At 32.3% G+C, this 26670-nt stretch carries 24 protein-coding genes and 1 tRNA gene; 13 read left to right on the forward strand and 12 right to left on the reverse strand.

Going from position 1 to position 26670, the window contains the following annotated elements; all coding sequences use genetic code 11:
* Positions 1-21: 21 nt before the first annotated feature.
* From N5D46_RS09515 to N5D46_RS09530, 4 genes are all read right to left on the reverse strand, one after another.
* Positions 22-94: transfer RNA gene (locus N5D46_RS09515), tRNA-Gly, on the reverse strand.
* 88 nt (positions 95-182) lie between these two features.
* Positions 183-1031, reverse strand: coding sequence for an acetyl-CoA carboxylase, carboxyltransferase subunit beta (gene accD, locus N5D46_RS09520; RefSeq protein ID WP_280049839.1), 849 nt, complete (start codon positions 1029-1031; stop codon positions 183-185).
* Between the two features lie 43 nt (positions 1032-1074).
* The gene (gene fbaA / locus N5D46_RS09525; protein WP_115001650.1) at positions 1075-2142 is read right to left on the reverse strand and encodes a class II fructose-bisphosphate aldolase; all 1068 of its coding nucleotides are present in this window, start codon (positions 2140-2142) and stop codon (positions 1075-1077) included.
* A 37-nt stretch (positions 2143-2179) separates the two neighbouring features.
* On the reverse strand, positions 2180-4783 hold the full coding sequence (locus N5D46_RS09530) for a BamA/TamA family outer membrane protein (protein WP_280049840.1): 2604 nt from the start codon (positions 4781-4783) through the stop codon (positions 2180-2182).
* 4 nt (positions 4784-4787) lie between these two features.
* On the opposite strand from N5D46_RS09530, the gene N5D46_RS09535 reads away from it, so the two are divergent.
* From N5D46_RS09535 to N5D46_RS09550, 4 genes are all read left to right on the forward strand, one after another.
* On the forward strand, positions 4788-5531 hold the full coding sequence (locus N5D46_RS09535) for an RNA methyltransferase (RefSeq protein WP_115001648.1): 744 nt from the start codon (positions 4788-4790) through the stop codon (positions 5529-5531).
* 88 nt (positions 5532-5619) lie between these two features.
* Positions 5620-6888 (forward strand): serine hydrolase, encoded by a 1269-nt coding sequence (locus tag N5D46_RS09540; protein ID WP_280049841.1) that lies wholly within the window; start codon positions 5620-5622, stop codon positions 6886-6888.
* A 145-nt stretch (positions 6889-7033) separates the two neighbouring features.
* Positions 7034-7417, forward strand: a complete 384-nt coding sequence (locus tag N5D46_RS09545; protein WP_038333067.1) for an HU family DNA-binding protein — start codon at positions 7034-7036, stop codon at positions 7415-7417.
* A gap of 180 nt (positions 7418-7597) precedes the next feature.
* A complete protein-coding gene (locus N5D46_RS09550) occupies positions 7598-7966 on the forward strand; it encodes a GxxExxY protein (RefSeq protein WP_219033707.1) in 369 nt (122 codons plus the stop codon).
* 339 nt (positions 7967-8305) lie between these two features.
* Here the strand turns inward: N5D46_RS09550 and N5D46_RS09555 are convergent, their stop codons facing one another.
* Together N5D46_RS09555 and N5D46_RS09560 are read right to left on the reverse strand one after the other, a co-directional pair.
* Positions 8306-9418, reverse strand: coding sequence for an ABC transporter permease (locus N5D46_RS09555; RefSeq protein ID WP_280049842.1), 1113 nt, complete (start codon positions 9416-9418; stop codon positions 8306-8308).
* Positions 9418-11490 (reverse strand): carboxy terminal-processing peptidase, encoded by a 2073-nt coding sequence (locus tag N5D46_RS09560; RefSeq protein ID WP_280049843.1) that lies wholly within the window; start codon positions 11488-11490, stop codon positions 9418-9420. The genes N5D46_RS09555 and N5D46_RS09560 overlap by 1 nt, the downstream gene beginning before the upstream one ends.
* A gap of 193 nt (positions 11491-11683) precedes the next feature.
* On the opposite strand from N5D46_RS09560, the gene surE reads away from it, so the two are divergent.
* Positions 11684-12451 carry a 5'/3'-nucleotidase SurE gene (surE, locus tag N5D46_RS09565; RefSeq protein WP_115001644.1) on the forward strand — a complete coding sequence of 256 codons (768 nt, stop codon included), beginning with the start codon at positions 11684-11686 and terminating at the stop codon, positions 12449-12451.
* An 82-nt stretch (positions 12452-12533) separates the two neighbouring features.
* Here surE and N5D46_RS09570 read toward each other — a convergent pair whose 3' ends face one another.
* Both N5D46_RS09570 and gyrA read right to left on the reverse strand, forming a co-directional pair.
* Positions 12534-13730 (reverse strand): tetratricopeptide repeat protein, encoded by a 1197-nt coding sequence (locus N5D46_RS09570; RefSeq protein ID WP_115001643.1) that lies wholly within the window; start codon positions 13728-13730, stop codon positions 12534-12536.
* A 3-nt stretch (positions 13731-13733) separates the two neighbouring features.
* On the reverse strand, positions 13734-16307 hold the full coding sequence (gene gyrA / locus N5D46_RS09575) for a DNA gyrase subunit A (protein ID WP_219033702.1): 2574 nt from the start codon (positions 16305-16307) through the stop codon (positions 13734-13736).
* 364 nt (positions 16308-16671) lie between these two features.
* Here gyrA and rpmH point away from each other — a divergent pair, with 364 nt between their 5' ends.
* The 4 genes from rpmH to N5D46_RS09595 all read left to right on the forward strand — a co-directional run bounded on the left by rpmH (position 16672) and on the right by N5D46_RS09595 (position 19626).
* Positions 16672-16830 (forward strand): 50S ribosomal protein L34, encoded by a 159-nt coding sequence (gene rpmH, locus N5D46_RS09580; protein WP_019974979.1) that lies wholly within the window; start codon positions 16672-16674, stop codon positions 16828-16830.
* An 84-nt stretch (positions 16831-16914) separates the two neighbouring features.
* A complete protein-coding gene (locus tag N5D46_RS09585; protein WP_280049844.1) occupies positions 16915-17607 on the forward strand; it encodes an ATP-binding cassette domain-containing protein in 693 nt (230 codons plus the stop codon).
* A gap of 113 nt (positions 17608-17720) precedes the next feature.
* A complete protein-coding gene (locus tag N5D46_RS09590) occupies positions 17721-18803 on the forward strand; it encodes a glycosyltransferase (RefSeq protein WP_280049845.1) in 1083 nt (360 codons plus the stop codon).
* 10 nt (positions 18804-18813) lie between these two features.
* Positions 18814-19626 carry a 2OG-Fe(II) oxygenase gene (locus tag N5D46_RS09595; RefSeq protein ID WP_280036736.1) on the forward strand — a complete coding sequence of 271 codons (813 nt, stop codon included), beginning with the start codon at positions 18814-18816 and terminating at the stop codon, positions 19624-19626.
* Positions 19627-19647: 21 nt separating this feature from the next.
* Here the strand turns inward: N5D46_RS09595 and N5D46_RS09600 are convergent, their stop codons facing one another.
* Together N5D46_RS09600 and N5D46_RS09605 are read right to left on the reverse strand one after the other, a co-directional pair.
* Positions 19648-20766, reverse strand: a complete 1119-nt coding sequence (locus N5D46_RS09600) for a glycosyltransferase (protein ID WP_115001639.1) — start codon at positions 20764-20766, stop codon at positions 19648-19650.
* A gap of 18 nt (positions 20767-20784) precedes the next feature.
* A complete protein-coding gene (locus N5D46_RS09605; RefSeq protein WP_115001637.1) occupies positions 20785-21018 on the reverse strand; it encodes a uroporphyrinogen decarboxylase in 234 nt (77 codons plus the stop codon).
* A 76-nt stretch (positions 21019-21094) separates the two neighbouring features.
* On the opposite strand from N5D46_RS09605, the gene kdsA reads away from it, so the two are divergent.
* The 4 genes from kdsA (at position 21095) to N5D46_RS09625 (ending at position 24521) form a co-directional block, all read left to right on the forward strand.
* Positions 21095-21904: a 3-deoxy-8-phosphooctulonate synthase gene (kdsA, locus tag N5D46_RS09610; protein WP_115001635.1), complete on the forward strand. Its 810-nt coding sequence runs from the start codon at positions 21095-21097 to the stop codon at positions 21902-21904.
* Between the two features lie 73 nt (positions 21905-21977).
* The gene (hemN, locus tag N5D46_RS09615) at positions 21978-23339 is read left to right on the forward strand and encodes an oxygen-independent coproporphyrinogen III oxidase (protein ID WP_115001634.1); all 1362 of its coding nucleotides are present in this window, start codon (positions 21978-21980) and stop codon (positions 23337-23339) included.
* Between the two features lie 60 nt (positions 23340-23399).
* Positions 23400-23936 (forward strand): hypoxanthine phosphoribosyltransferase, encoded by a 537-nt coding sequence (gene hpt / locus N5D46_RS09620; RefSeq protein WP_038333090.1) that lies wholly within the window; start codon positions 23400-23402, stop codon positions 23934-23936.
* A 6-nt stretch (positions 23937-23942) separates the two neighbouring features.
* Positions 23943-24521 (forward strand): adenylate kinase, encoded by a 579-nt coding sequence (locus tag N5D46_RS09625; RefSeq protein WP_125350758.1) that lies wholly within the window; start codon positions 23943-23945, stop codon positions 24519-24521.
* Between the two features lie 202 nt (positions 24522-24723).
* Here the strand turns inward: N5D46_RS09625 and N5D46_RS09630 are convergent, their stop codons facing one another.
* Positions 24724-25758 (reverse strand): quinone-dependent dihydroorotate dehydrogenase, encoded by a 1035-nt coding sequence (locus N5D46_RS09630; protein WP_115001632.1) that lies wholly within the window; start codon positions 25756-25758, stop codon positions 24724-24726.
* A gap of 45 nt (positions 25759-25803) precedes the next feature.
* Positions 25804-26397 carry a hypothetical protein gene (locus N5D46_RS09635; protein WP_147280019.1) on the reverse strand — a complete coding sequence of 198 codons (594 nt, stop codon included), beginning with the start codon at positions 26395-26397 and terminating at the stop codon, positions 25804-25806.
* Between the last annotated feature and the right edge of the window lie 273 nt (positions 26398-26670).

A 26670-nucleotide genomic window follows, 5' to 3' on the forward strand; every position in this document is an offset into this window, starting at 1 on the left:
ATGAATTTTTATATTTCAAAGAGCGGGAAACGGGGCTCGAACCCGCGACCTCAACCTTGGCAAGGTTGCGCTCTACCAGCTGAGCTATTCTCGCGATTGGAGTGCAAATATATAAAATCAATTTCTAATAATCCAAATCAAATTTGAATAAAATTTTAAAAATATATTTGCACTTATTTTAATTAGTTGATAGGCATTAACATATCAGCTACTTCTTTTATTTTATCTTTCATCTTTTTACGGTGAACGATCATATCAACGAAGCCTTTTTCTAATAAAAACTCAGAAGTTTGGAATCCTTCTGGTAAATCTCTACCAATAGTTTCTTTGATAACACGTGGTCCAGCGAATCCAATTAATGCTCCTGGTTCTGCCATGATAATGTCACCAATTGATCCGAAAGAAGCTGTAATTCCTCCAAAAGATGGATTTGTTAAGATTGTAATATAAGGAATGTTGTTATCTGCTAATTGAATTAATTTAGCTTCTACTTTAGCTAATTGCATCAACGAAATTGCAGCTTCCATCATACGTGCACCACCAGATTGTGTAATAATTACGAATGGAGTTTTGTTTTTGATAGAATAATCAATTGCACGTGCAATTTTTTCTCCCATTACAGATCCTAAAGAACCTCCAATAAATTTGAAGTCCATACAAGAAATTGTAATGTCACGTCCATGAATTTTTCCAGTCGCATTGCGAATAGAATCTGTCATTCCCGTTTTCTTTTTAATCTCTTTTAAACGATCTTTATAAGGTTTTGTATCTGTCCAATTTAATGGGTCTTTACTTTCTACTTTTGTATCTAATTCTGTGAATTTACTATCATCAAATAAGATATCGAAGTATTCTTGAGAACCAATTTGTACGTGATGATCATCCTCTGGACTTACATACGCATTTGCTTTTAGTTCTTCAGTTTCAATAATTTTTCCTGATGGTGTTTTGTACCATAAGCCTTTTTTAACGTCTTTTTTAGACTCTGTAGGCGTTGTAATATTTTTCTTGCTTCTAATAAACCAAGGCATATTCTCTGTTTTTATTTGGGTAAGAATAATCTTAGTGAAAAGATTATCCTAAAGTATTAACATTATTTAAATCGTGAAAAGCTTGAATTAATCTGTCTTTGAAAGTAACTTCTCCAGCTCTTAACCACACGCGTGGATCATAATATTTTTTGTTAGGAGATTCTGGACCTTCAGGATTTCCAATTTGTCCTTGTAAATAAGCTGCATTTTCGTCAAAATATTTACGAATTCCTTCCATAAATGCATATTGTAAATCTGTATCAATGTTCATTTTGATAACTCCGTAGCTAATTGCTTCTCTAATTTCTTCTAACGTAGAACCAGAACCTCCGTGGAATACGAAGTTTACAGCGTTGTCTACACCATACTTTTCGTTGATGTATTTTTGAGAGTTATCTAAAATTTTTGGAGTCAATACAACATTTCCTGGTTTGTAAACACCGTGTACATTACCAAATGCTGCTGCAATCCAGAAATTATCAGAAATAGATTTTAAGTTTTCGTAAACGTAAGCAACTTCTTCTGGTTGAGTGTATAATAAAGAATTGTCAACATTAGAATTGTCAACACCATCTTCTTCTCCACCTGTAATACCTAATTCCATCTCCAAAGTCATTCCAACTTTAGACATTCTTTCTAAGTATCTTTTGCACGTTTCTACGTTTTCTTCTAAAGGCTCTTCAGATAAATCTAACATGTGAGAACTAAATAAAGTCTTTCCGAATTTATTAAAATGTTCTTCGTTAGCGTCCATAATTCCATCAATCCAAGGCAATAATTTTTTTGCACAGTGGTCTGTATGTAAAATTACAGTAGCTCCGTAAGACTCAGCTAAAGTGTGAATATGTTTTGCTCCCGCAATAGCACCTTTGATAGCAGAAAGTTGATTTTCTCCTTTTAATCCTTTTCCGGCATTAAAAGCAGCACCTCCGTTAGAAAATTGAATAATAACCGGAGAGTTTACTTCAACTGCAGCTTCCATTGCAGCGTTAATAGTATCTGAACCGATGACATTACACGCTGGTAAAGCGTATTGATTTGCTTTTGCATCATTGATAATGTCTTGAACTAATGAACCGGTAGCAACACCGGCAGGAAATTTTCTGCTCATTATGTTAGTATTTTGTGAAACAAATATAGATGTTTTTTTAGAAAGGATAATTAATTCCGAAGTGGATTCTTGGTTTAAGCAAATTAAAATTGTCAAATTGCCAGCGATCACCTAATTCATAAGAAGGGTCATAAATTTTGTAACCCAAATCAAATCTTACAATTGCAAACGTACCAATGTGATAACGGAAACCTAATCCAGAACCAATTCCGAATTCTTTGTAAAAATCTTTGAACTTAAATAATGTTTCTGGTCGATTTTTATTAACACCCCAAATATTACCAGCATCAAGAAAATAAGCACCTTCCAAACTTCCAAAAAGATTGAAGCGATATTCAGCATTGAATAATAATTTCATGCTTTCAAATTCTAAACTTTGATTTTTAGAATCGATACGTGGTTTACTTCCAGGCCCCAATGTTAAAGGTGCCCAACCACGAACATCATTTGCTCCTCCAGCCGAATAACTTCTTACAAAGGGTGCAACATCTGAGTTTCCATATGGTTGAATGATTCCGAATAAGAAACGTCCTGCTACGCTAGAATTTGAATTTAATTTGAATTTTCGTCTAACATCCACATCAAATTTTACGAATTGTGAATAAGGAATTCCAAAGATCAAACCTGCTTGATTTCCATCTCGATCTGGTTCTGCTTTATTAAAACCAAAAGCCTTGTCTAAACCTCTTAATACATTTCCGGCTAATTCAATTCTCGCTTGAATAAACCAAGGATTACTTTTTGGTCGAAATGAATTTTCTTGATTAAATGTAAATTGATAGATAAAAGAGTTGATTAATACATTTTGGGAAATATTAGCTTTTCTATATAACATATTCTCAAAATCAACATACAACTTTGCGTTTTCTCCAGTTAATGAACTTTGGAATCCTTTGTCAGCCTCGATTGCGTCTGTTAATTCATCGTCCGTTAGATAAATTGGTGCATTAGGATTGTATGCGTAGTATAAATCTTTTACTTCGTTTTTTGTATTATTATCTTTTGTAAACACTTCATAATAGCGATCTTTTTTTCGGTTACTAATAAATTCTGTGTTAAACAAAGAAACTTTGTGTTGAAACTCCGAACTCGAAATATCCATATCAAAACCAAAACCATAAGTCGTTTTGTCTAAACCTACATTTTTCTGCGTACTTGCATTCATTCGAATAGCAGATTCGGCAGTAAAACGTTTTGGTAAAATATTATCAAGATTAATTGGTGTTAATAAATAAGGAAATTTCAACTTTGTTTCGATTGCGATTTCATATGCATTTAAGAATGCTTTATTCATTGAGAAATCTTTGTTGACAGAACCTAAAGTTCCTTTCAAAGTTGTTTCTAAATTTTCTCCTCCTCCAAATAAATTTCTCGAAGTTAAAGTCATCCCGGGAGAAATTGCAAAGTTCATGTAGCGAGAAGCATAACTTTCGACAAAGAGATTCAAGTCATATTTCTTTTTTGGCGTAAAGAAAACGTCTACATTTAGTATAGAATCTTGTTTATTAATTCGAAATCCATGTAAGTTAATGTTCTCTTTCTTGAAAATATTACGTTTTGTCTGAATTTCTTGTCGTTGACGATACAGTTGACCAGGACGAATTACAAATGCATCTGTAAAATATCTTGGTCGATATTCTGGCTCTTTTGTATATAAAACGTTATAATCTTTATATTCTTCTTTGATTAATTTACTTTCATCATCAACAAAACTGCGAGAATCTGCATAAATATTTATCTTTCCAAAACGATATTGTGTAAAAGGTGTAATACTATCCGTTTTCAACGAATCTTGAATATATTTATCAATAAACATCGTCACATCAAGGCGTTTATTACTTTTTAATGTATCCGCTTCAAAATATAAATCTTCGCCCAAATCATTAAAATCATAGTAACCTCTATTCTTTAACAAATCGATGATACGATCGCGTTCTTCTTCAAATTTGTCAAAATTATATTGATCTCCAGCATGCAAAACAGTTTGTTTTCCAAGAGGAGAATTAAGATATTCTTCTATTTTTTGATCAGCTATTTTTTGATCATATGTTTCGATATAAGAAGGTTCGCCTAACTTAATATCATAAATCGTTTCTGCTTTTTTTGCAACAGAATCTTTATCATAGGAAACAGCTACTTTCGAATCGAAATAACCTTTATCATGAAATAATCTATTTAAGTTCTTTGCAGAAAATTCTGATTGTTGTTCATCCAACAAAACTGGCGCTTCACCTTGATTATAATAAAGACGTTCTTTCCATAAACTTTGCCCAACATATTCGCTCAGATTATTCTTCGTTAGTAAACTGTCCAATAATTTTTGGTTACGAACCGAAGCATCTTGTCTATAATATTCCTGAAAAGTTTCATCAAATTTCGCAGGAGACCAATTGTAAACCCATTGCCAAAGAGGGAAAAAACCAAGGAACTTACCAGCTGGTTTTTGTTTCACATAATCACTTAAATCTTTGTTGATTATAGTTTTTTTCTTCTTAATATCGGGATCTTCTTTATCGTAGATAAATTTGTTCTTTACAAACAAATATTCTCCTTCAGGTACTTTTTTAGTTGTACTACAGCTATAAAAAAGTAAACCTAAACAAGAGATAAGTGTTATATTTGTTGTAATTTTTTTTTGCATAAATATGTTATCAAATAACGTTATTAAGATAATAACTTCTCTGGGTTCTAAAAAATATAGACAAAAATATAATTTGTTTGTCGTAGAAGGTGTTAAAAATATTGGGGAAGTTATAAAAAGTTCTATAAATATTAAAGAATTATTTATAACTGAAGACTTTTGGCCAGAAGCTACACACATCAAAAAGACTTTTATTGAAGAAAAAGACTTGAAAAAGATCAGTTTCTTAACCACTCCAAATGTAGGTTTAGCACTTTGTGAATTACCTAATTATAACGAAAACATCAAGTTGAATGGTTTAAGTATTGCTTTGGATGATATTCGAGATCCAGGTAATTTAGGAACAATTATCCGCTTGGCTGATTGGTTTGGTGTAGAGGATATTTTGTGTACCAAAGAATCTGTTGATATGTACAACCCAAAAGTTGTGATGTCGACAATGGGCTCTTTTACACGAGTGAAAGTTCATTATATCGATTTGGAGAAATACTTGTCTGACTATAAAGGAAACATTTTCGGGACTTTTATGGAAGGAGAATCTATTTATGAACAAACACTTCCACAAGAAGGTATCTTGGTAATGGGGAACGAAGCGAATGGAATTTCTCCAGAAATCGAGAAGTTAACGACAAATAAACTAAGTATTCCGTTCTTTGGGAAAAATGGTTCTACCGAAAGTCTCAACGTAGCTGTTGCAACAAGTGTCATCTTAGGCGAGTTTAAGTCTCAACTTTCGCACAAATCATAAAAAAAACTTAATGTTTCTAAACGGGTAACTATTCCACAAATAAATATATACTTTAGTAGAAACAAACAATAAGATTAAGAAAAAACACATGAAATATGTAGCGGTTGTTCTTGCTTCTGCAATGCTGTTTATGGGAAGCTGTAGCAAGAAAAACGAACAAAAAGAAGAAGTTAGAAAGAAGGATCCTCATACTTTGCGCTATGATTCGTTGGATTGGAAAGCAGATTTCAAGCCAATGAAGTACACACAAGCAGAACTTAATGATTACAGAAATAAACTAAACACCTATTATAAAGACTTTTGGGTTGACGGGAAAGTGAGCGGAGGTTTGTTGGTTGTGAAGAATGGGCAAGTACTTTTAGAGCAATATCAAGGGATGGCAGACGAAAGACATAAGCGTCCAATCACTGCCGAAACGCCTATTCACATAGCATCTATCTCGAAAGTTTTTACATCTATGGCGATACTTAAGCTGGTCGAGAAAGGTAAAATCAAATTAGATCAAAAAGTAAATACAATATTAGAAGGTTTTCCTTACGATGATATCACGGTTCGTAATTTGCTAAATCACCGCAGCGGTTTGCCAAATTATGCCAACGTTTTGTGGAATAACAAGAAGGTAATGATGGATCGCGAGAAACCAATTTCTAATCAAGATGTGTTAGATATCTTTAGAGAATTTGACGTTAAACAAATTCGTCCCGCAGACAAAGGGTTTTATTACTCGAACACCAACTTCGCTTTCCTTGCTTTAGTAATCGAAAAGATTATGAAAATACCTTATCCGAAAGCAATGAAATACATGGTTTTTGACCCTCTTGAGATGAATCATACCTTTGTTTTTGAGTATGATCGCGATAAAGATACAGTAGCACGTTCCTATAAATACAATGGTTACGAGTGGGCTTGGGATGATTTTGACCGCACGTATGGAGACAAAAATATCTACTCAACGCCAAGAGATTTGTACAAGTTAGATGTTGCCATGTATTCAGATGATTTCTTACCGAAGAAGATCAAGAAAGAAGCTTTCAAAGGATATAGTTATGAGCAGAAAGGTTTCAAAAATTATGGGCTTGGAATGCGTTTGTTAGAATATGACAATGGTAAAAAATTATTGTATCACAATGGTTGGTGGCACGGGAATAACACCGTTTTTGTACACGATGTTAACAATCAATTTACGGTAATTGCATTAGGAAACAAGCAGAATAAGAATATATATAGTGCATTCAAATTGGCTGGACTTACAGGAACTTATCCGTTAAAAGCACCTAATAAAGACTCGATGAGGTTGCATAAACAACCAATTGTACCAAAAACAACAGCAAAACTTTCGACCAAAGTTTCAAGATAATAGCAAGGCTTCCTTATATATGGAAGCCTTTTTTATTTTTGTGTTATAATGTATTTTATTGATAATCAATAGTTTTATTTTGTTAATTAAATATAAAGTATTAAATTAGAGTTAATTAACTCTTAATTTATAAATACTTTTAATTATGGCTGTAAAATACAACGTTATTCAGAAGGCTTACCCAGGAGATCCTACGGGGCCTAAAAAGTTCTACGCAAATTCTATTGCAGATGGTGAAGTATCACTTCGAAATTTGAGTAAAGAAATTGCGCAAACCTCATCTATTAGTGAGAGTGATGTATATGCAACATTAATTGATTTGGCTAAAATGTTATCGAAACATTTGTCTGATGGAAAGATTGTTCGCTTGGGAGATTTTGGTTCTTTTCAAATAAGTATTAGTAGCGAAGGAATGGATGTAATGAACAAAGTAAATTCTGCTTCTATAAAAAGTGCTAAAATACTTTTTAGACCTGGTCTCGACTTACGAGATACTTTAGCTACTTTAAAGTATGAGAAAAAGAAATAGTTAAGATAATTTTTCTAACTTCTAATTGAAGTAAATAAAAAACGTCAAGTGGTTTTCATTAAAACCACTTGACGTTTTGTTTAAAACCTCCTTATGTTTTATATAAAAGATAAGGAGGTTTTATAAAAAGTTTATTTATATCTCAATTGAATAATCATTAACAACATAGAAACATAGACTATGAAAACTAAAAAATATTTAGATGAATTAACTTATGAAATAATAGGTTCTGCTATAGAAGTTCATAAAATAATGGGTAGAGGATTATTAGAAAGTGTTTATCATCAATGCTTAAAAGAAGAATTAAATCATAGGAAAATAAATTTTCTCACAGAAATGAAGGTTCCAGTTGTCTATAAAGAAAAACTGCTTGATCTTGATTTTCGTTGTGATCTCTATGTAGAAAATAGTATAGTTGTTGAGTTAAAAGCTGTGCAAGATATTTTTCCTACTTATGAAGCTCAATTATTAACTTATATGAAACTACTGAAATGTCCAAAAGGAATACTAATCAACTTCAATTGTTTTAACATATTTAATGAAGGATAAAAAACGTATGTTAATGAGTTTTTTACTCATCTTCCAAATTATTAAACCCATGTATTTATATTATTAGAATAGATAGATTTTTAATTTTGTTTTGGTAAAATATTAACCACATAGAAACATAGAAATTGATTAATTGTGATTTATTTATAAACTTTCAGTTATTAACTTAAGTAAAGTTACTGTGAAAACTATAAGTCTATTCAAATCTTTATCAATATTTAACCTATGTCTCTATGTGGTTAAAAAAGATAAAATATTAACCACATAAAGACATAGATAAAGATATAACTTGTGTTTTAAAGTATTAAAAAAAGAAAAGTATAAAACTTTATAAGCTTCTTACTGCTTAATATCCATAATATCTCGCAATACATTCCCAAAGATATTAAACCCAAGAACCAATAACATAATAGCTAATCCCGGTAGAATTGCCAAATGTTGTTTTCCTAAAATAATATGATTATAATGTTCTTTTATGATATTTCCCCAAGACGGAGTAGGAGGTTGTGCGCCAATTCCAAGAAAACTAAGACCGCTTTCTACTAAAATTGCCGAAGCAAAATTGGCAGCAGATATAACGATAATAGGAGCAATGACATTAGGTAATATTTGGTTGAAGATAATTCTTGCGTCTGAAAAACCTAAAGCTTTTGCCGCTTCTACGAATTCTTTTTCTCTGTACGATAGGAATTGTCCACGAACTACACGTGCAACTTCTACCCACATCGTTAGTCCAACTGCGATAAATATCTGCCAAAATCCTTTTCCAATAGCTAAGGTAATTGCAATAACCAATAGTAAAGTTGGGATAGACCACACAACATTTATCAACCACATTATAATGTTATCTGTTCGTCCCTTGTAATAACCTGCAAGAGCACCCAAGGAGATTCCGACAACTAATGAAATGAAAACAGCGATAAACCCGATAAGAAAAGAAATTCTTGTCCCGATAATTAACCTCGAATAAAAGTCTCTTCCGTAAGAATCTGTTCCAAGTAAATAGGTTTTTGTGTAGATAAAATCCTTCTCTATATCTTGCGTTTTGATGTTATGCTTTGTCCAAGTTGACAAATCTATCTTTACTGCTTCACCACTTAGTCCGTTCCCTATATATGGAACATAAGTAATGCTTTGTCCATCTCTTTTGTAAGATGTGATACTTATTTGTTCGGTATCGATCTCTTTCCCGAATATAAAATCAGAAAAGTTCGTTTTTCCTGAATAATTAGGTAAAGGGATTTCGATTGTTTTTTGCTGATAACCTATAGGTGAATATGCAATGGTTAGGTCCTGTCTGTTTGCATTTTCTGTTTTGTCGGACGCAAAGACATAAGCAAAAATAGAAATGATTGCAGCTAATACTATTACACTAAAAGAAAGAACACCAAGGGTGTTCTTTCTTAATTTATTGAATACGATATGAGAAAATGAACCGTTTTCTTGTTCCATTATTTAATGTCTCTTAAAACGTTAACAGCTTCGTTTAAATAAAAGTCTTTTTGCATTCCTTTGAACCAATTGTTACGTTTAGCTTTCAGCACAGTATCTGTTTTTGTAGTTGCCAAATCGTTTTGATTCATTGTAAATTTGAAATTGTTTTTATACTTGTCTAAAGCTTCGAATTTCTTGATTTTATCTTCGCGAGTTTTACGGTACGTTTTGTAATCTTCTAAGTTCAAAGGAATCTCTTTTACATCTTCCATTGATTTAATGAACTTGAAACTTTCGTTCATTAATGCTAAGTGTGCATTGTTTGCCAAACGAGCTTTACTGTTCGCTTTAATCTTCGCTAAATCGAAAGCAGAAGGCCATTTTGCAATAACCAATGGTTTGATTTGATCCCAGTTCAAGGCTTCTGGACGAGAAGCTTCGCTGATATCTTCGTAAGTAAATTGATCAACTAATGCAATGTCCGATTGAACTCCTTTCAATTGTGTAGAACCTCCGTTTACTCGGTAGAATTTTTGTATTGTTAACTTAATAGCGCCTAACTCATCACTTCCTGACTGACGATCTAAAGGCAAGATTGTTTGTACAGTACCTTTACCAAAGGTTTGCGGAGAACCCACAATAACAGCACGGCCATAGTCTTGCATTGCTGCAGCAAAAATCTCTGACGCAGATGCAGAAAGCTCGTTAACCATTACTACTAAAGGCCCGTCGTATGCGATAGAATTATCTTTGTCTTCGTGAATTTTAAGCATTCCGTCTGAACGTCTCACCTGAACAATTGGTCCTTGATTGATGAACAATCCAGAGATTTTAACTACCTCTTCAAGAGAACCTCCTCCATTATTTCTAACATCGAAGACAAGACCTTTGATGTTTTCTTTCTTCAATATATCAATTTCTTTCTTGATATCATCCGAAGGATAACGTCCGCCTTCTTTTCCCATTGGAGTGTAGAACTCAGGTAAATAGATGATTCCGTATTTATCTCCTTTCTCGTCCGTAATAACAGATGAGCGAGCAAACACTTCCTCCGATTCAATCACCTCACGAATCAAAGAGATTGTTTGTTGAGAACCGTCTTTTTTCTGAATAGTCAAGACAACTTCTGTTCCTTTCTTCCCTTTAATTAGGCGAATAGCATCGCTCAAAATCATCCCAACGATGTTTTTAGCTTCACCATTTTTCCCTTGTGCAACTTTAATGATCTTGTCACCTACTTCTAATTTATTGCTCTTCCAAGCTGGTCCGCCAACAATTAATTCAGCAATTGTAGCGTAACCTCTTTTGTCTTGTATTTTGGCTCCAATTCCTTCCATTTGTCCAGACATTTCGAATTCGAAATCCTCTTTACTTGTTGGAGAGAAGTATGTTGTGTGCGGATCGTATTGTTCTGTGAACGAGTTCATGTAAATAGAAAAATAATTCTCGCGTTTTGTCTGTTTTATACGACGAAAATAGTCAGAAATCAAGTCTTTAACTTCTTCACGCGCCATCTTTTCTACTTCTGCAAAAGGAGTATCTTTTGTGATTTTCTTTTTCTCATCTGCCAAAGGATCTTTTACAGGTTTTATAGAAGAAGAGTTGTCTAATGTATCTTTCTTTTGACCTTTTAATTCGTCTTGCATTGAAATGATTTCTAACATCACGTTATATTTCAAATATTTGCGCCACAAATCTTTCGCTTCGGTTTTATCTTTCGCGAATTTTGATGTTTTATAATCGATATTGAAATTCTCTTTTTGATTAAAATCAAAAGGTTTTGACAAGGCATCCATCGAATATTTTTCAGCTTCAGCAATACGTTTGTAGATTGTATCAACGGTAGAATTGTAGAAACCTAAGTTTTCTGATTTGTAATAATCATCTAAATTGTGATAATCTTTTTTGAATAGATCATAATCAGATTGCAATAAAAAACGTTTGCTTGGATCAATGTATTCTAAATATTTATTGAAAACATTTTCCGAAAATTTATCATCTACAGTAGCAGGTTTGTAATGTAGGTAAGTTAGGGTGTTTCGTGTATTTTTTACGATTAACTTTTCTCTTTCTTCATCTGTGTCTAACATGGGTTTGCAAAAGCAAAAAGCAAGCAAACTCATTGATAAAAACGATAGTAATACATACGTTTTTTTAATTAACATATTGCGTTGGTATTATATAAATTAATAATTTAAGACTCCTTCAAATATAAAACAAAAAAGAAATTAGAAGGAAGTTTTTTACATTTGTAAAAATGATGAATAAAAGTAAGAATAAAATATGGAAAGACCGCTAATTTTAGTTACAAATGATGATGGAGTAACTGCGCCTGGAATAAGAGCGTTGATAGAGATTGCAAAAGGATTTGGAGAAGTTTATGTTGTTGCGCCAGATAGTCCGCAAAGTGGAATGGGGCATGCGGTGACAATAAATTCGACATTGTTTTGCGATGAAATAGAAGTTGATGAAGATGTAAAAGAGTATGCGTGTTCTGGAACGCCAGTGGATTGTGTGAAATTGGCTGTTTCGCAAATTTTGCCTCGTAAACCAGATTTGTGTATTTCGGGAATTAATCACGGATCAAATTCGTCGGTGAATGTGATTTATTCGGGAACAATGTCTGCTGCTGTAGAAGCTGGTATAGAAGGGATTCCTGCGATAGGTTTTTCGTTGTGTGATTTTGCTTACAATGCAGATTTTAAAGCTGGAGAAGAATTTATTAAAACAATTATTGATCAAGTTTTAAAACATAAATTACCAAAAGGTGTAGTGTTGAACGTTAATATTCCGAAGTTGAAAGGACATGAAATAAAAGGAATTAAAGTTTGTCGCCAAGCTGATGCAAAATGGGAAGAAAAATTTGATAAACGTGAAGATCCTCGTGGAAGAACGTATTATTGGATGAGTGGAGAGTTTAAAAATCTTGACAAAGGTGAAGATACAGACGAACGTGCTTTAGAGGAAGGTTATGTTTCTGTTGTGCCAGTTCGTTATGATTTGACAGCCCATCATTTTTTACCAGATTTAAGAAATTGGGATTTGTTTTAAGTTTTACTTAAGCTACATTCAGAATGATAAAGCACAAAAAAGGACTTCAATTGAAGTCCTTTTTTGTGTTATATTGAAATAATTATTTTACTAATTTTTTCTCAGCGTCACGATAGAAATTTTCTTTTTGATCGTTTCCTAACGTTTTGTAAGCTTGAATTAAGTTACGAATAACTTGACGATTTTCTGGTTGAATTTCGTACATTTTTTCAAGATAAGGAGCTGCTTCTGTAAACAAAGCTTTGCGTTTTACTTCGTTTGCATTATAAATTTCTTTCTCTTTTTTAGATGTTCCTAAATTGTTGTTCATTGTTTCAACAATTTCTTTGTCTGGTTGCAAAATAGCTAAAACTAAATTGTTGTAAGACTCGAAATGTTTAGGATTTAATTCAATCGCTTTTTTGAACAAGTTTTTAGATTCTTCTGCTTTAGAAGCGTCATCTAAATATAAAACTCCTAAGTTGTAATAATTTTGTGCATCGTTTGGATTAATTTTAATCGCTTCTTCGATACGTTTTGTCATTTTATCAGAGTTTCCAGAAACTTGGTAAATTCCAGTTGCGATATTGTTGATGTCAGCATCTTTTGGATATTTTGTAGTTGCTTCTTCTACGATAGTATCGTATTTTTTCGCATTGTACAATCCATTAAGTGCTAAAACATACATGTCACGGTTGTAATCTTTTGTTTGATTAGCTGATTTACCAGTGAATCCTTTTGCCGCTAATTCTTTCAAAATCGTTAACGATTTATCATAATCAGCTGCGTTGTAAAAACAGATTGCAGCTTGATATTTATAGATATCTTCTTTTGTACCTAAAGCTTCAACTAAGTTGAAAACATTTAAGAATTTTGTTCCAGCCTCAGTAAATTGTTTTGCGTCCATTGCTTTGTTTGCAGCGTCTAATTCTTTGTTTGCTAAATTAGAAACTTCAGATTGCAACAAGAAACCATATTTTGGTTGTAAAGCAACTTCTTTCGCTTTTGCGTAATTACCACTAGCTGTAGCTTTATCTAAATCGGCTTGAGAATAGTAAAATTCGTCTTTTTTAGAGTCTTTATTTTTGACTTGCCAAACTTTACCGTTTTCGTATTTAGATAATTTTGCTAAATCTTGACTTGCTTTTGTAACGTCACCTTTTGCTAAGTTTTCTTTTGCTGATTTATTATATTTTTCAGCTAAAACTGTAGGTTCTGTCGTTAATTCTTCTGTGTTAGTTTGAGCGAATGATGTCGACATTGCTAAAACTAATCCTAAACTAAATAATAATTTTTTCATTGATTATTCATTATTTGGATCCTCAGCAGGCGTTTCTTCTGCTTGAGTTTCGTTGTTTTCGTTTGTGTTTTCTACAACAATTGGATTTCCTTCTTCATCAAGTTCTACTTCGTTTTCCAATTCTTCTTCAACTTGTACTTTTGCAATTGCTGCAATTTCGTCGTTCTTTTTCAAGTTAATCAATCGAACACCTTGTGTTGCACGACCCATTACACGAATTTCATCTAAACCAGTTCTAATAGCAACTCCAGATTTATTAATAATCATTAAATCATCTTCGTCTGTAACAGCTTCAATCGCGATTAATTTTCCAGTTTTATCAGTAATATTAAGAGTTGTTACACCTTTACCGCCACGATTCGTTTCACGATAATCTTCGATAGAAGAACGTTTTCCGTAACCTTGTTCAGAAACAACTAATACAGTTTCTTTTTCTACATCAGTCACAACAATCATCCCGATAACCTCATTATCTGGTTGATCTCCTAAGTTGATTCCGCGAACACCAGAAGCAGTACGACCCATTGGACGAACTTTCTCATCTTCGAAACGGATAGCTTTACCATATTTAGAAGCGATCATAATTTGAGATTTACCATCTGTTAATAAAGCTTCTAATAATGTGTCACCTTCGCGAACAGTAATTGCGTTGATACCATTAACACGTGGACGAGAATAAGCTTCTAAAGATGTTTTCTTGATGATACCATTTTTAGTTACCATGATTACGTAATTATTATTTACGTATTCTTCGTTCATTAAATCATGTGTAAGGATATATGCTTTTACTTTATCATCTGGCTCGATGTTAATCAAATTCTGAATTGCACGACCTTTAGATGTTTTAGAACCTTCTGGAATTTCGTACACACGCATCCAATAACATTTTCCTTTTTCTGTAAAGAATAACATGTATTGGTGGTTAGATGCCGAAACCATATACTCTAAGAAATCTTCGTCACGTGTTGTAGCGGCTCTATTACCAACTCCTCCACGAGATTGTTTGCGGTATTCAGAAAGTGGTGTACGTTTGATGTAACCCATGTGAGAAATCGTTAAAACAACTTGCTCATCAGGAATTAAATCTTCGATATTTAAGTCTCCACCTGCGTAATCGATATCTGTACGACGTTCGTCACCATATTTTTTACGAATTTCTAATAACTCATCTTTGATAATTTGCATACGTAAATCTTCGTTTGCTAAAATATCTTTCAAATGGTTAATCATTTTCATGATTTCTTCGTACTCTTCACGAATTTTATCAATCTCAAGACCAGTCAATGTACGTAAACGTAAATCTAAGATTGCACGTGCTTGAATTTCTGATAACTCGAAAGCTTCCATTAATCCTGTGCGCGCTTCGTCTGGTGTTGCAGATTCGCGAATGATTTTAATTGCACGATCAAGATCATCTTGTGTTCCGATTACTTTCATGTAACCTTCTAAGATATGAGCTCTTTCTTGCGCTTTTCTCAATTCGTATTCCGTACGACGAACAATCACTTCGTGACGATGTTCTACGAAATGATAAATCATGTCTTTCAAATTCAATTGCTCTGGTCTACCTTTTACCAAGGCAATATTATTTACACTGAAAGATGATTGTAATTGAGTAAATTTATATAGTTTATTTAAAACAACGTTAGGAACCGCATCCATTTTAAGGACATAAACGATACGCATACCTTTACGGTCAGATTCGTCACGAATCTCAGAAATACCATCTAATTTACCATCTTTTACTAACTCAGCAGTTTTTGCAATCATGTCTGCTTTGTTAACTTGGTAAGGAATTTCTGTAGCAATAATACAATCGCGACCATGTACTTCTTCGAAATTAGTTTTTGCACGTAAAACAACACGTCCACGTCCAGTTTCGAAAGCTTGTTTTACACCATCATAACCATAGATTGTACCTCCTGTTGGGAAGTCTGGTGCTTTGATGTATTGTGTTAATTCGTCAATTGTAATCTCACGATTGTCGATGTAAGCAATTGTTCCGTCAATAACTTCTGTTAAGTTATGTGGCGCCATATTTGTTGCCATACCAACCGCAATACCAGATGCACCATTTACTAATAAGTTTGGAACACGAGTAGGTAATACAGTAGGTTCTTGGATAGTATCGTCAAAGTTTAGTTGAAAGTCAACTGTCTCTTTATCTAAATCAGCTAATAATTCGTCTGAAATTTTTTGAAGTCTTGCTTCAGTATAACGCATTGCAGCAGGTGGATCACCATCTACAGAACCGTAGTTACCTTGTCCGTCAACTAATAAGTAACGCAAAGACCAAGGTTGCGCCATACGTACCATTGTGTCGTAAACAGAACTGTCGCCGTGTGGGTGAAATTTACCTAAAACTTCCCCTACAATACGTGCCGACTTTTTGTAAGAACGATTAGAAAAAACACCTAATTCATACATTCCGAATAATACTCTACGGTGTACAGGTTTTAAGCCATCACGCACATCCGGAAGCGCACGAGATACGATTACCGACATCGAATAATCGATGTAAGCGGATTTCATTTCATCCTCAATATTAATTGGGATTAGTCTTTCTCCTTCAGTCATATTGTTTTGTTATATAAGGTGGCTAATATACGAATTTTAAGCTAAAAAAAGACTGATAAAAACAAGATATTTGATGTTTTATGAAAGTTTTAAGGAAACTTTTCTAATCCTTCTAAAAATAGCTTCGTTTGATCTTCGCAAATGATATTGTTGATAAGTTTTAATTGTTATTGTTTTAATTTTCTCTTGCTTAACAAAAAAATGTTTTTATATTTGCACTTCGAAAATTACAAAGTGTGGAACGGAACGCGGTTTACTATTAATTCAGCTTTTTTGTAATTTTCTATCAATTTGATTTTTGAATTAATAATAATAACTGTATATTTGCAACCCATTCGAGTAATGGATTAGAAACTTAGTAAAGATGAGTAAAAGAACATTTCAACCAAGTAACAGAAAAAAAAGAAACAAACACGGATTCCGTGAGCGTATGGCTTCTAAAAACGGGCGCAAAGTATTAGCTGCTCGTAGAAAGAAAGGAAGAAAAGCATTAACTGTTAGTGAAGTAAGAGCTAAAAGATAATCGCTACAATTCATAAAAAATAAGCTTGAAGGTCGTTCTTTCAAGCTTTTTTTTTTACATTTGTTTTAAAGACTGTAGAAAAGTATGGAAGCTAAAAATGTAATTGAGTTAAGTCAATCATCTATATATCAAAGAAATCATTTAGTATTATCTGACGTTAATTTTACACTTAATGAAGGAGAATTTGTCTACCTTATCGGAAAAACAGGAAGTGGAAAAAGTAGTTTGTTGAAAGTGCTTTATGGTGATTTACCACTTCAATCGGGACAAGGTTATGTAGTTGGAATGGATTTGAAATCATTGAAAACAAGTAAAATTCCTGATCTTAGAAGACATTTAGGAATTGTTTTCCAGGATTTCCAATTGTTAACAGATCGTACTGTTGAGCAAAATTTAACGTTCGTTTTGAAAGCAACAGGTTGGAAAGATAAGGCTACAATCGATAAACGTATTGATGAGGTTTTAGATTCGGTAGGGATGTTGTCAAAAAAGAAAATGATGCCTTTCCGTCTTTCTGGAGGAGAACAACAGCGTGTTTCTATTGCTCGTGCTTTATTAAATCATCCTGAATTAATTTTAGCAGATGAGCCTACAGGAAACCTAGATCCAGAAACGTCAAATGATATTATGGATTTGTTGTTGTCGGTATCGAAAGATAATAATTGTGCAGTTTTGATGGCTACACACGATTATGAAATTATTCGTCGCTATCCTGCGCGTAAAGTGCGTTGTGAAGACGGAAGATTATTTGAAGTTGCGGAAGCGATATCAGAATAAGATAAATTACACAATATAATTTTGAAGAAAGAGTTTACTTAGTTGTAGACTCTTTTTTTTGTTAAATAATTAACTGACTAATGTATCAAGGTAATAAGCTTCATTTTATAAGTATGGATGTTCCATTTCCTCCCAATTATGGAGGTGTTATAGATGTTTTTTATAAATTGAAAGCATTTCATCAACTTGGGGTTGAGATTCATTTACATCTGTTTGGGTTTAATGAAATAGAAAGCGATGTTTTAAGAAAATATGCTAAAGAAGTTTATTTTTATCCAATACATCAAAAGCCTTTTTATATTTTTCAGAAATATCCTATTTCAGTAAAATCGAGGGATAGCAAATTATTGTATGAACGAATTAAATCGTTGAAAGCACCTATATTTTTTGAAAGTCTAAAAACAACATTTATTTTGAATAAATATAACCTTGAAGGTTATTCTAAATATTTGCGATTACATAATATTGAACAAAATTATTTTTCTGGATTAGCTGAAAGCGAGAAGAATCTGGTAAAAAAAGCATTGTTTTATATTGAGGCAAAAAAATATATTCAATACGAAAATATCATCCATCAGTTTGATGAAGTTTTTACACTCTCTAAATTTGAACAAAATTATATTCAAGAAAAATATAATAAAGGAAAATTTGTACCTGTTTTTCATGGAAATGAAACTTTTCAATCACTAAGTGAAAAAGGAAAATTTGCTTTATATCATGGAGATTTGAGAGCTTCGGACAATTGTAAAGCAGTCGATTTCTTGATAGAAGTTTTTAAAGAAATTGATTTTCCTTTCGTTGTTGCTTCAGGCTCTAGAGAGGATTGGGTAAAAGGAAAAATTAAAAATCATCCACATATACAATTTGTTAAATTGAAAGATTTTAATCATTTGAAAAATCTTTTCGAAAAAGCACATCTTAATATAGCATGGTCTTTTCAGGAATCTGGAACAAAACTCAAAGTGATAAATGCATTATTTAATAGTCGTTTTTCGATAATAAATGAAAATGTGATAGATGATGAGAAAATTAGTGGACTTTGTGTTCAAGTTTCGAATAAATCAGAGCTGATAAAAGCTATTAATTATTTGAAAAATCAACCTTTTTTAGCGTCAAAAAAATATATAGATACGCTTGAATATGATTTGAATGATAAATTGAATGCCGAAATTATTTTGAAACAAATTTTTAATTAACTTTATGATTATGAACAGAAATCAATATGCAGATATAATTTTACAACGATTAATTGATCAAAAGGAAGAAATAAGTCAACAATATAATAGTAGCAAAGATAAGATCGGTTATTTTTGGGTTGATGATCTATTGCCAGAAGAATTAGTTTTGGAGATAAATCAAGTTTTTCCACAAGAAAAAGAAATGGTGTTGAAAAAAAGTTTGAAAGAAGATAAATATATTGCTGTTCAAATGGATCAATATCATCCTATTTTAGAAGAAATTATTTACGCTTTTCAAGATGAAAGAATCGTAAATTTGATTGCTGAGATTTGCGAAATAAAACAACCTATTCCAGATTCATCTTTGTATGCTGGAGGTTTGTCTATGATGGGAAATCGTCAATTTTTACAGCCTCATTTGGATAATTCTCACGATGCGAAAAGAGAATTGTGGCGTGTGTTGAATTTATTGTATTATGTAACGCCAGATTGGAAAGAAGAATATGGTGGTAATTTAGAAGTTTGGCCAAATGGATTGAAAAATGATCAAATTACAATTTTTAGTAAATTCAATCGATTAGCAGTAATGGCAACGCATAATGATTCTTTGCATTCGGTTTCTCCAATAAAGTTTGAAGGTTTTAGAAAATGTGTTTCAAATTATTATTTTTCTAAAGAACCTTTAAGGGAAACAGATTCTTTTCATGTGACTTCGTTTAGAGGTCGCCCAGAGCAAAAGGTTTTGGATCAAGTTTTGCAAGTTGATAATGTACTAAGAATGGGCGTTAGAAAAGTATTTAAAAAAGGAGTAGTGGAAAATCCGCATATTTATAAAAAATAAAAAAGTAGATTAAATTTTAATCTACTTTTTTATTTTTTCAAAAATCTCCTTCAATTTCAATTCTTCATTTTCCCAACAAAGTTCGTTTGCAGCATTTGCAAGATTTTCTTGGTAACTTCTTTTTCCTTCGTCTAAGATTTCTTGTAGTTTTTCAGCCAAATGTTTTGGATAGTGGTTGTCAATCACTTTTCCAACTTTATACTCTTCGACTATTTTTTTTATTTCTGGTAAATTTGTTGCTAAAATTGGTACTCTAGCTTGAATAAAGTCAAATAATTTATTCGGTAGAGCGTAGCGATAGCTTAATCCTAAATCTTCTTCCATACTCATTCCTACATCAGCTAAAGGTGTTATAGTTTTTAAAGTTTTTGGGGGAATATTTCCTAAAAAATGAATGCGATTAGTTAAGTCTAAATCTTTTACCAATTGTTCGTATTCAGTTTTTTTAGGCCCTTCGCCAGCAATCCAAAATTGACAATTATCAATGTGTTTGAACGCTTCAATCATTCTGTCAATTCCTCGACTCATGTTAATTGCGCCTTGATACAATAATATTTTATCGTTTGTTGGATTTTCGGGTAAGCGAAAGAAAATTAAATCTTGTTTATCGTTAAGTTTTGTTCGGTTGGGAACATTTCTAATCACAGCCGGATTAGCACCATATTCCTTGCGAAACCAATTGGCATATCCATCACTTACGGTATAAAAATACTTGATTTTTGGAACAAGAGAACGTTCTAAAGTTTTCCAAACTTTTTTTGTTTTAGGACGATTGTGTAATGATGGCAATTCTGAATAAATTTCGTGACTATCAAAAACTAAAGGAATTTTTTTGATTTTACTTACCAAATAAAAAGGAAGTAAGCTATCTAAATCATTCGCTAGTAAAATAGTTTGTTTATCCGCTTTTTTAAGTAAAGTGAAAAATAATTTGTAATTGAATTCAGCATACTTTTTCATTGTTGATTGATTCTTTTGTTCCATCAAAAATGTCTTGTACGGTTTATTCAATTTCGGTCTACCGTTTATAGTCGCGCCAATCAATTCTACATCGTATCCAAATTTTAACAAAGAATGGCAAACTTTATCTAATCTTTGATCCGTTTCAATATTATTTAGTACAGCAGATAGGATTTTCAATTTTATGGTTTTTGAAGATTATTTTCCAGGTTTGAAGATGATATAATACGCCTGAACTAAAAATAAAATCGCATTTGGAATAAGGACTGGCCAAGCCTCGATCATAGCAGCATAAATTACAAAACATACACAACCAATTGCATTGATAATGCGGATAATTGTAATCTTCGAAAAAAAGAATGCTAGTACAATAAAGACTGAAGCAAGATAGCCAAAAATATCAGCTATACCAATGTTAGATAAAAAATCCATAAAACGATAAATAAGAATGATAAAGTATAGGCAAAATTATGAAAAATAAGTCGATAACTTTGTGTAAATTTGCACAATGATAGAAACTTTATCAAAGATAAAACACAAAGATTCGCCAAACTTCTTTTTACTTGCTGGTCCATGTGCCATCGAAAGTGAAGATATGGCTTTGAGAATTGCTGAAAAAGTAGTAACAATTACTGATAAATTAGAGATTCCTTATGTTTTTAAAGGATCTTTCAAAAAAGCAAATCGTTCTCGTATTGATAGTTTTACAGGGATTGGAGATGAAAAAGCATTGAAAATTATTCAAAAAGTTGGAGAAACTTTTGATGTTCCAACAACTACAGATATTCACGAACCTTTTCATGCAGAAATGGCGGCGGCTTATGTAGATGTGCTACAAATTCCTGCTTTCTTGGTTCGTCAAACCGATTTAGTGGTTGCAGCTGCACAAACTGGAAAACATGTTACGTTGAAAAAAGGTCAATTTCTTTCGCCAGAAGCAATGAAATTTCCTGTAGAAAAAGTAACAGATTCTGGTAATAATAATGTAGCAATTATCGAGCGTGGAACAATGTTAGGTTACGGAGATTTAGTGGTAGATTATCGTGGAATTCCTGTGATGCAAAATTATGCACCAGTTATTTTAGATATCACACATTCTTTACAACAACCAAATCAGGCTTCAGGTGTAACAGGAGGAAAGCCAGAATTAATCGAAACGATTGCTAAAGCTGGAATTGCTGTTGGTGCTGATGGTATTTTTATCGAAACGCATCCAGATCCTAAAAATGCAAAAAGTGACGGTGCAAACATGTTACAATTAGATTTGTTAGAAGACTTATTAACTAAATTAGTTAGAGTTCGTCAGGCAATTCTATAAAAATAATTTTTAAAGAAAATTTATTAAATAATACTTAGTCAAGTTGATTAAGTATTTTTAATTTTTTTAGATAATGGATAATTTAATTCAGAAATATAATATTCCAGGACCTCGTTACACAAGTTATCCAACTGTTCCGTTTTGGGACAATGATGATTTTACTAAACAAGGTTGGATTGAAACTTTTCAACGATCTTTCGATGAAAGTAATGTAGAAGAAGGAATATCAATTTATATTCATTTACCTTATTGCGAGTCGTTGTGTACGTTTTGTGCATGTAACAAACGTATTACGAAACAACATTCGGTAGAAGTTCCGTATATTGATACAGTTTTGAAAGAATGGAGATTATATGTGGATTTATTTTCATCTCGACCAAAAATTAAAGAAATTCATTTAGGAGGAGGAACACCAACGTTTTTTTCTCCAGAAAATTTGAAGAAATTAATTGATGGTATTTTTGAATATGCGGATGTAGCTGAAGGACACGAATTTAGTTTAGAAGGTCATCCAAATAACACAACAAGAGAACATTTACAGGCTTTATACGATTTAGGTTTTAGACGTATTTCGTATGGTGTACAAGATTATGATCTGAAAGTTCAGGAAGCGATCAATCGTGTTCAACCTTTCGAGAATGTGAAAAGAGCAACCGAAGAAGCGCGCGAAATTGGTTTTACATCGATTTCTCACGATTTGATTTTTGGTCTTCCACATCAAACAATGGAAGGAATGATGGAAACTATTAATTTGACAAAAGAATTAAATCCAGATCGTATTTCGTTTTACAGTTATGCGCATGTGCCGTGGATAAAAGGTGTTGGACAACGTGGTTTTCAGGACGATGATTTGCCTTCACCAGAATTGAAACGTGCATTATATGAAGAAGGAAAGAAAATGTTCGAGGAAATGAACTATTTCGAAGTTGGAATGGATCATTTTGCCTTAGAACAAGACTCGATGTATCAATCGATGAAAAACCATACATTACATCGTAATTTTATGGGATATTCTTCTTCGAAAACACAATTAATGGTTGGTTTAGGAGTTTCTTCTATCAGTGATTCTTGGTATAGTTTTGCACAAAACGAGAAGACAGTAGAAGAGTACGAAAAATCAATCAATAACGGAGAATTATCCGTTTTCAAAGGACATATATTATCAGAAGAAGATTTGATTATGCGTCGTCATATTCTAAATTTAATGTGTAATTTAGAAACTTCTTGGGCTGATGATAACATGAAATTTGATGATGTAGATCGTATCAAAACTATGTTACAAGATATGGTTGACGATAATTTGATTGAATTTGTAGAAAATGGTTTGATCGTAAAAGAAGAAGGACGTCCATACGTTCGAAATGTGTGTATGACATTCGATAAGAGAATGATAGATAACGAGCCAGAAACACGCATTTTCTCAATGACAATCTAATAAAATAGATAAATGTTTTAAACTTTATCAAAAAAAGTATATATTTGAATATCTCAAACAATGAAAGAAATAGAAATTCACGGTAAAAAATTTATTCCGTACATCGCTTTTGAAGAAATAGAACACGCCATCAAAAATATGGCAAACGAAGTTTACGAAGAATACAAAGACGAAAGACCGATTTTTGTTGGTGTATTAAACGGAGTTGTAATGTTCTTCAGCGATTTCTTAAAACAATATCAAGGAGAATGTGAGATTTCATTCTTGAAATTAAAATCTTACGAAGGAACAGAATCAACAGGGAAAATTACTATTGAGATGGATATTCCGATGAATGTTGAAGGACGTCACGTAATTATTTTAGAAGATATTGTAGATACAGGTAATACGTTAGTAGAGTTGCACCGAATCTTGAAAGAGAAAAAGGTAAAATCATTAAAAGTAGCAACTTTATTATTTAAGCCAGATGCTTACAAAAAAGATTTAAAGGTAGATTTAGTAGGAATTTCTATTCCTGATAAATTTGTAGTAGGTTATGGATTAGATTTTGACGGATTAGGAAGAAATTTACCAGATATTTATCAAATAAAACATTAAAACAAAATGCTAAACATTGTATTGTTCGGACCTCCTGGCAGTGGTAAAGGAACACAAGCTAAATTTTTAGAAGAAAAGTACCAAACTCCTCAAATTTCTACTGGAGACTTATTTCGTTTCAACCTTAAAAATGAAACAGAATTAGGCGCTCTTGTGAAATCTTACATGGACAAGGGACAATTAGTTCCAGATGAGGTAACAACAAATATGTTGGTTGATCATTTAGATAACAATCCAAATGCGCAAGGATATATTTTTGATGGATATCCACGTACAACATCTCAGGCAGAGGCTTTAGATAAAATCTTAGCAGATAAATACGAAAGCGAAGTTTCGATTACATTAGCATTAGTTGTGGATGACGAAATTTTGGTTCAACGTTTATTAGAGCGCGGAAAAACTTCTGGTCGTGCAGATGATGTGGACGAAAAAATTATCCGTGATCGTATTACAGAATATTACGAGAAAACTGCAATTGTAGCAGAGCACTACAAAGCGCAAGGAAAATGGGTTGAGATTGATGGAGTAGGTTCTATTGAAGATATTACCGAAAAATTGAACGCAGCAATTAAAGAAGTTTTATAAGAACAACTTTTACATTATATTAAAAATGCTCCTTTTAATTAAAGGAGCATTTTTAGTATAATGTCATTCTGAATGTATCTTTTGCGAAATGAAGAATCTGAGATTCCTCGACAAGCTCGGAATGACAATTATGTCAAGTTGAATTTATTTCAGCTTCTCATCAATTTATATCATGTGATTCTGAAACGAGTTCAGAATGACTTTACTTTTTTCCTTCAACCAAGCCTTTGCAAATGTTTTTTACAACAGCAGGGCCTTCATAAATAAAACCTGTATAAACTTGTAACAAACTTGCACCAGCTTCCAGTTTTTCTTTAGCATCTTCAGCGGTATGAATTCCACCAACTCCAATGATAGGAAATGCTTTGTTCGATTTTTCAGAAAGATAACGAATCACTTCTGTTGAACGATTTTTAAGTGGTTTTCCCGAAACTCCACCAGTTTCTTTTACAATTTCTGGATCAGATTTTAATCCTTCTCTTGAAATGGTTGTATTTGTAGCAATCACTCCAGCAATTTTAGATTCTAATACAATATCTATAATATCGTCCAATTGAGAATCTGTTAAATCTGGTGCGATTTTAAGTAAAATTGGTTTCGGTTTTTCGTTTTGATTATTGTATTGTTGCAAATAATTAAGAATGTACAATAAAGGTTCTTTTTCTTGTAAATCGCGTAATCCAGGTGTGTTTGGAGAACTTACATTGACTACAAAATAATCAACATAATCAAACAATGCATTGAAACATTTGATGTAATCGTCAACAGCATCTTCATTTGGTGTCAATTTGTTTTTACCAATATTTCCGCCAATGATATAGTTTTCACGATTTTTTAATTCTCTAATTTTCGAAACAACAAAATCAACACCTTTGTTATTAAATCCCATTCGGTTAATAATCGCCTCATCTTCCATCAAACGAAACATACGTGGTGCATCATTTCCCGGTTGAGGTTTTGGTGTAACGGTTCCAATTTCGATAAAGCCAAATCCGAAGTGGTTCAATTCTTCAATATATTCAGCATTTTTATCAAAACCTGCAGCCAAACCAATTGGATTTTTGAATTTAATTCCAAAAACTTCTCGTTCTAAACTTGGTTGATTGTATTGATAAAATTTATCTAATAATTTTCCAACTCCAGGAAATGCAGCATAATTTTTTAGATTTCGTGTAACGAAATGATGTGCTTCTTCGGGTTGTAATTGAAATAAAATGTTTTTGAATTGTTTGTACATGCTGCAAAATTAATCAATCCTATTCATTATAAAAATATGTTTTGATTACTTATTTTTCGTGATTGATTGTATTGTGCTAATTGGAGAAATTTCAACAGTTTTTTGACCTTTCACAACATAAAAATAATAAAGACTATTCGTATTGACTAAATAAATTTCTTTTTTCTCACCAGAATTGAAAGTTAAGGTCTGTCCATATTTTTCGAATTTTAAATCTCCATTTTTTATTCGTTTTGATAAAAAATTACCACCACCAACTCCAAATCCTAAAAAGAAACAAATCAGCATAACAAAAAAGAATCCAATTAAATTTTGATTAATTTTCTTAGTGAATTCTTCATTCGTGAGGTTATCAGTTTCTTTAATCTTGTAATATTTCTTAATGAATTTTTTCTCTGGATGTTTCAATGAATACTGTTTAAAACTATAAAGTAGAAAAATAAGAAGAATAAAAAAGATTAGTAAGAAAGGATGTGCGGTGATTTCGGCTATTGGACTAATTAAGATATCCATAATGCTCGAAAATTTCAGAATATTAATATCCAATTGATAATAAAAAATAGATTCTTTAATAATTCCCATGAAGACTAAATAAATATAACCAAAAGGAAGTAATCGTTGTAAATGTTCGTTATTCATACTATTGAATCTATTTTTGGCGCGATTTTATTTCTTTGTTAATCATAGAAAGCCTTATGACCAAAGGCATCAAAGTAGTTGAAGTTCTGCAAGCAACGGCAATTAATGCATAATTTTTTGATTTTATTGCTGAATATACCAAGAAGATAGAAATCAAAAACATCAAACATCCAAAAGTAATTACCATTGTTTTGGTTTGTTTTTGCTTTTTCAGAAGTTAGTCATCAGTATATTCGGACAAATTTTTTTAGTATTCATGATAGTGTGTTAATT

Origin of the sequence: Empedobacter sp. GD03865, assembly GCF_029840775.1 — a bacterium.
Lineage (GTDB): Bacteria > Bacteroidota > Bacteroidia > Flavobacteriales > Weeksellaceae > Empedobacter > Empedobacter falsenii_B.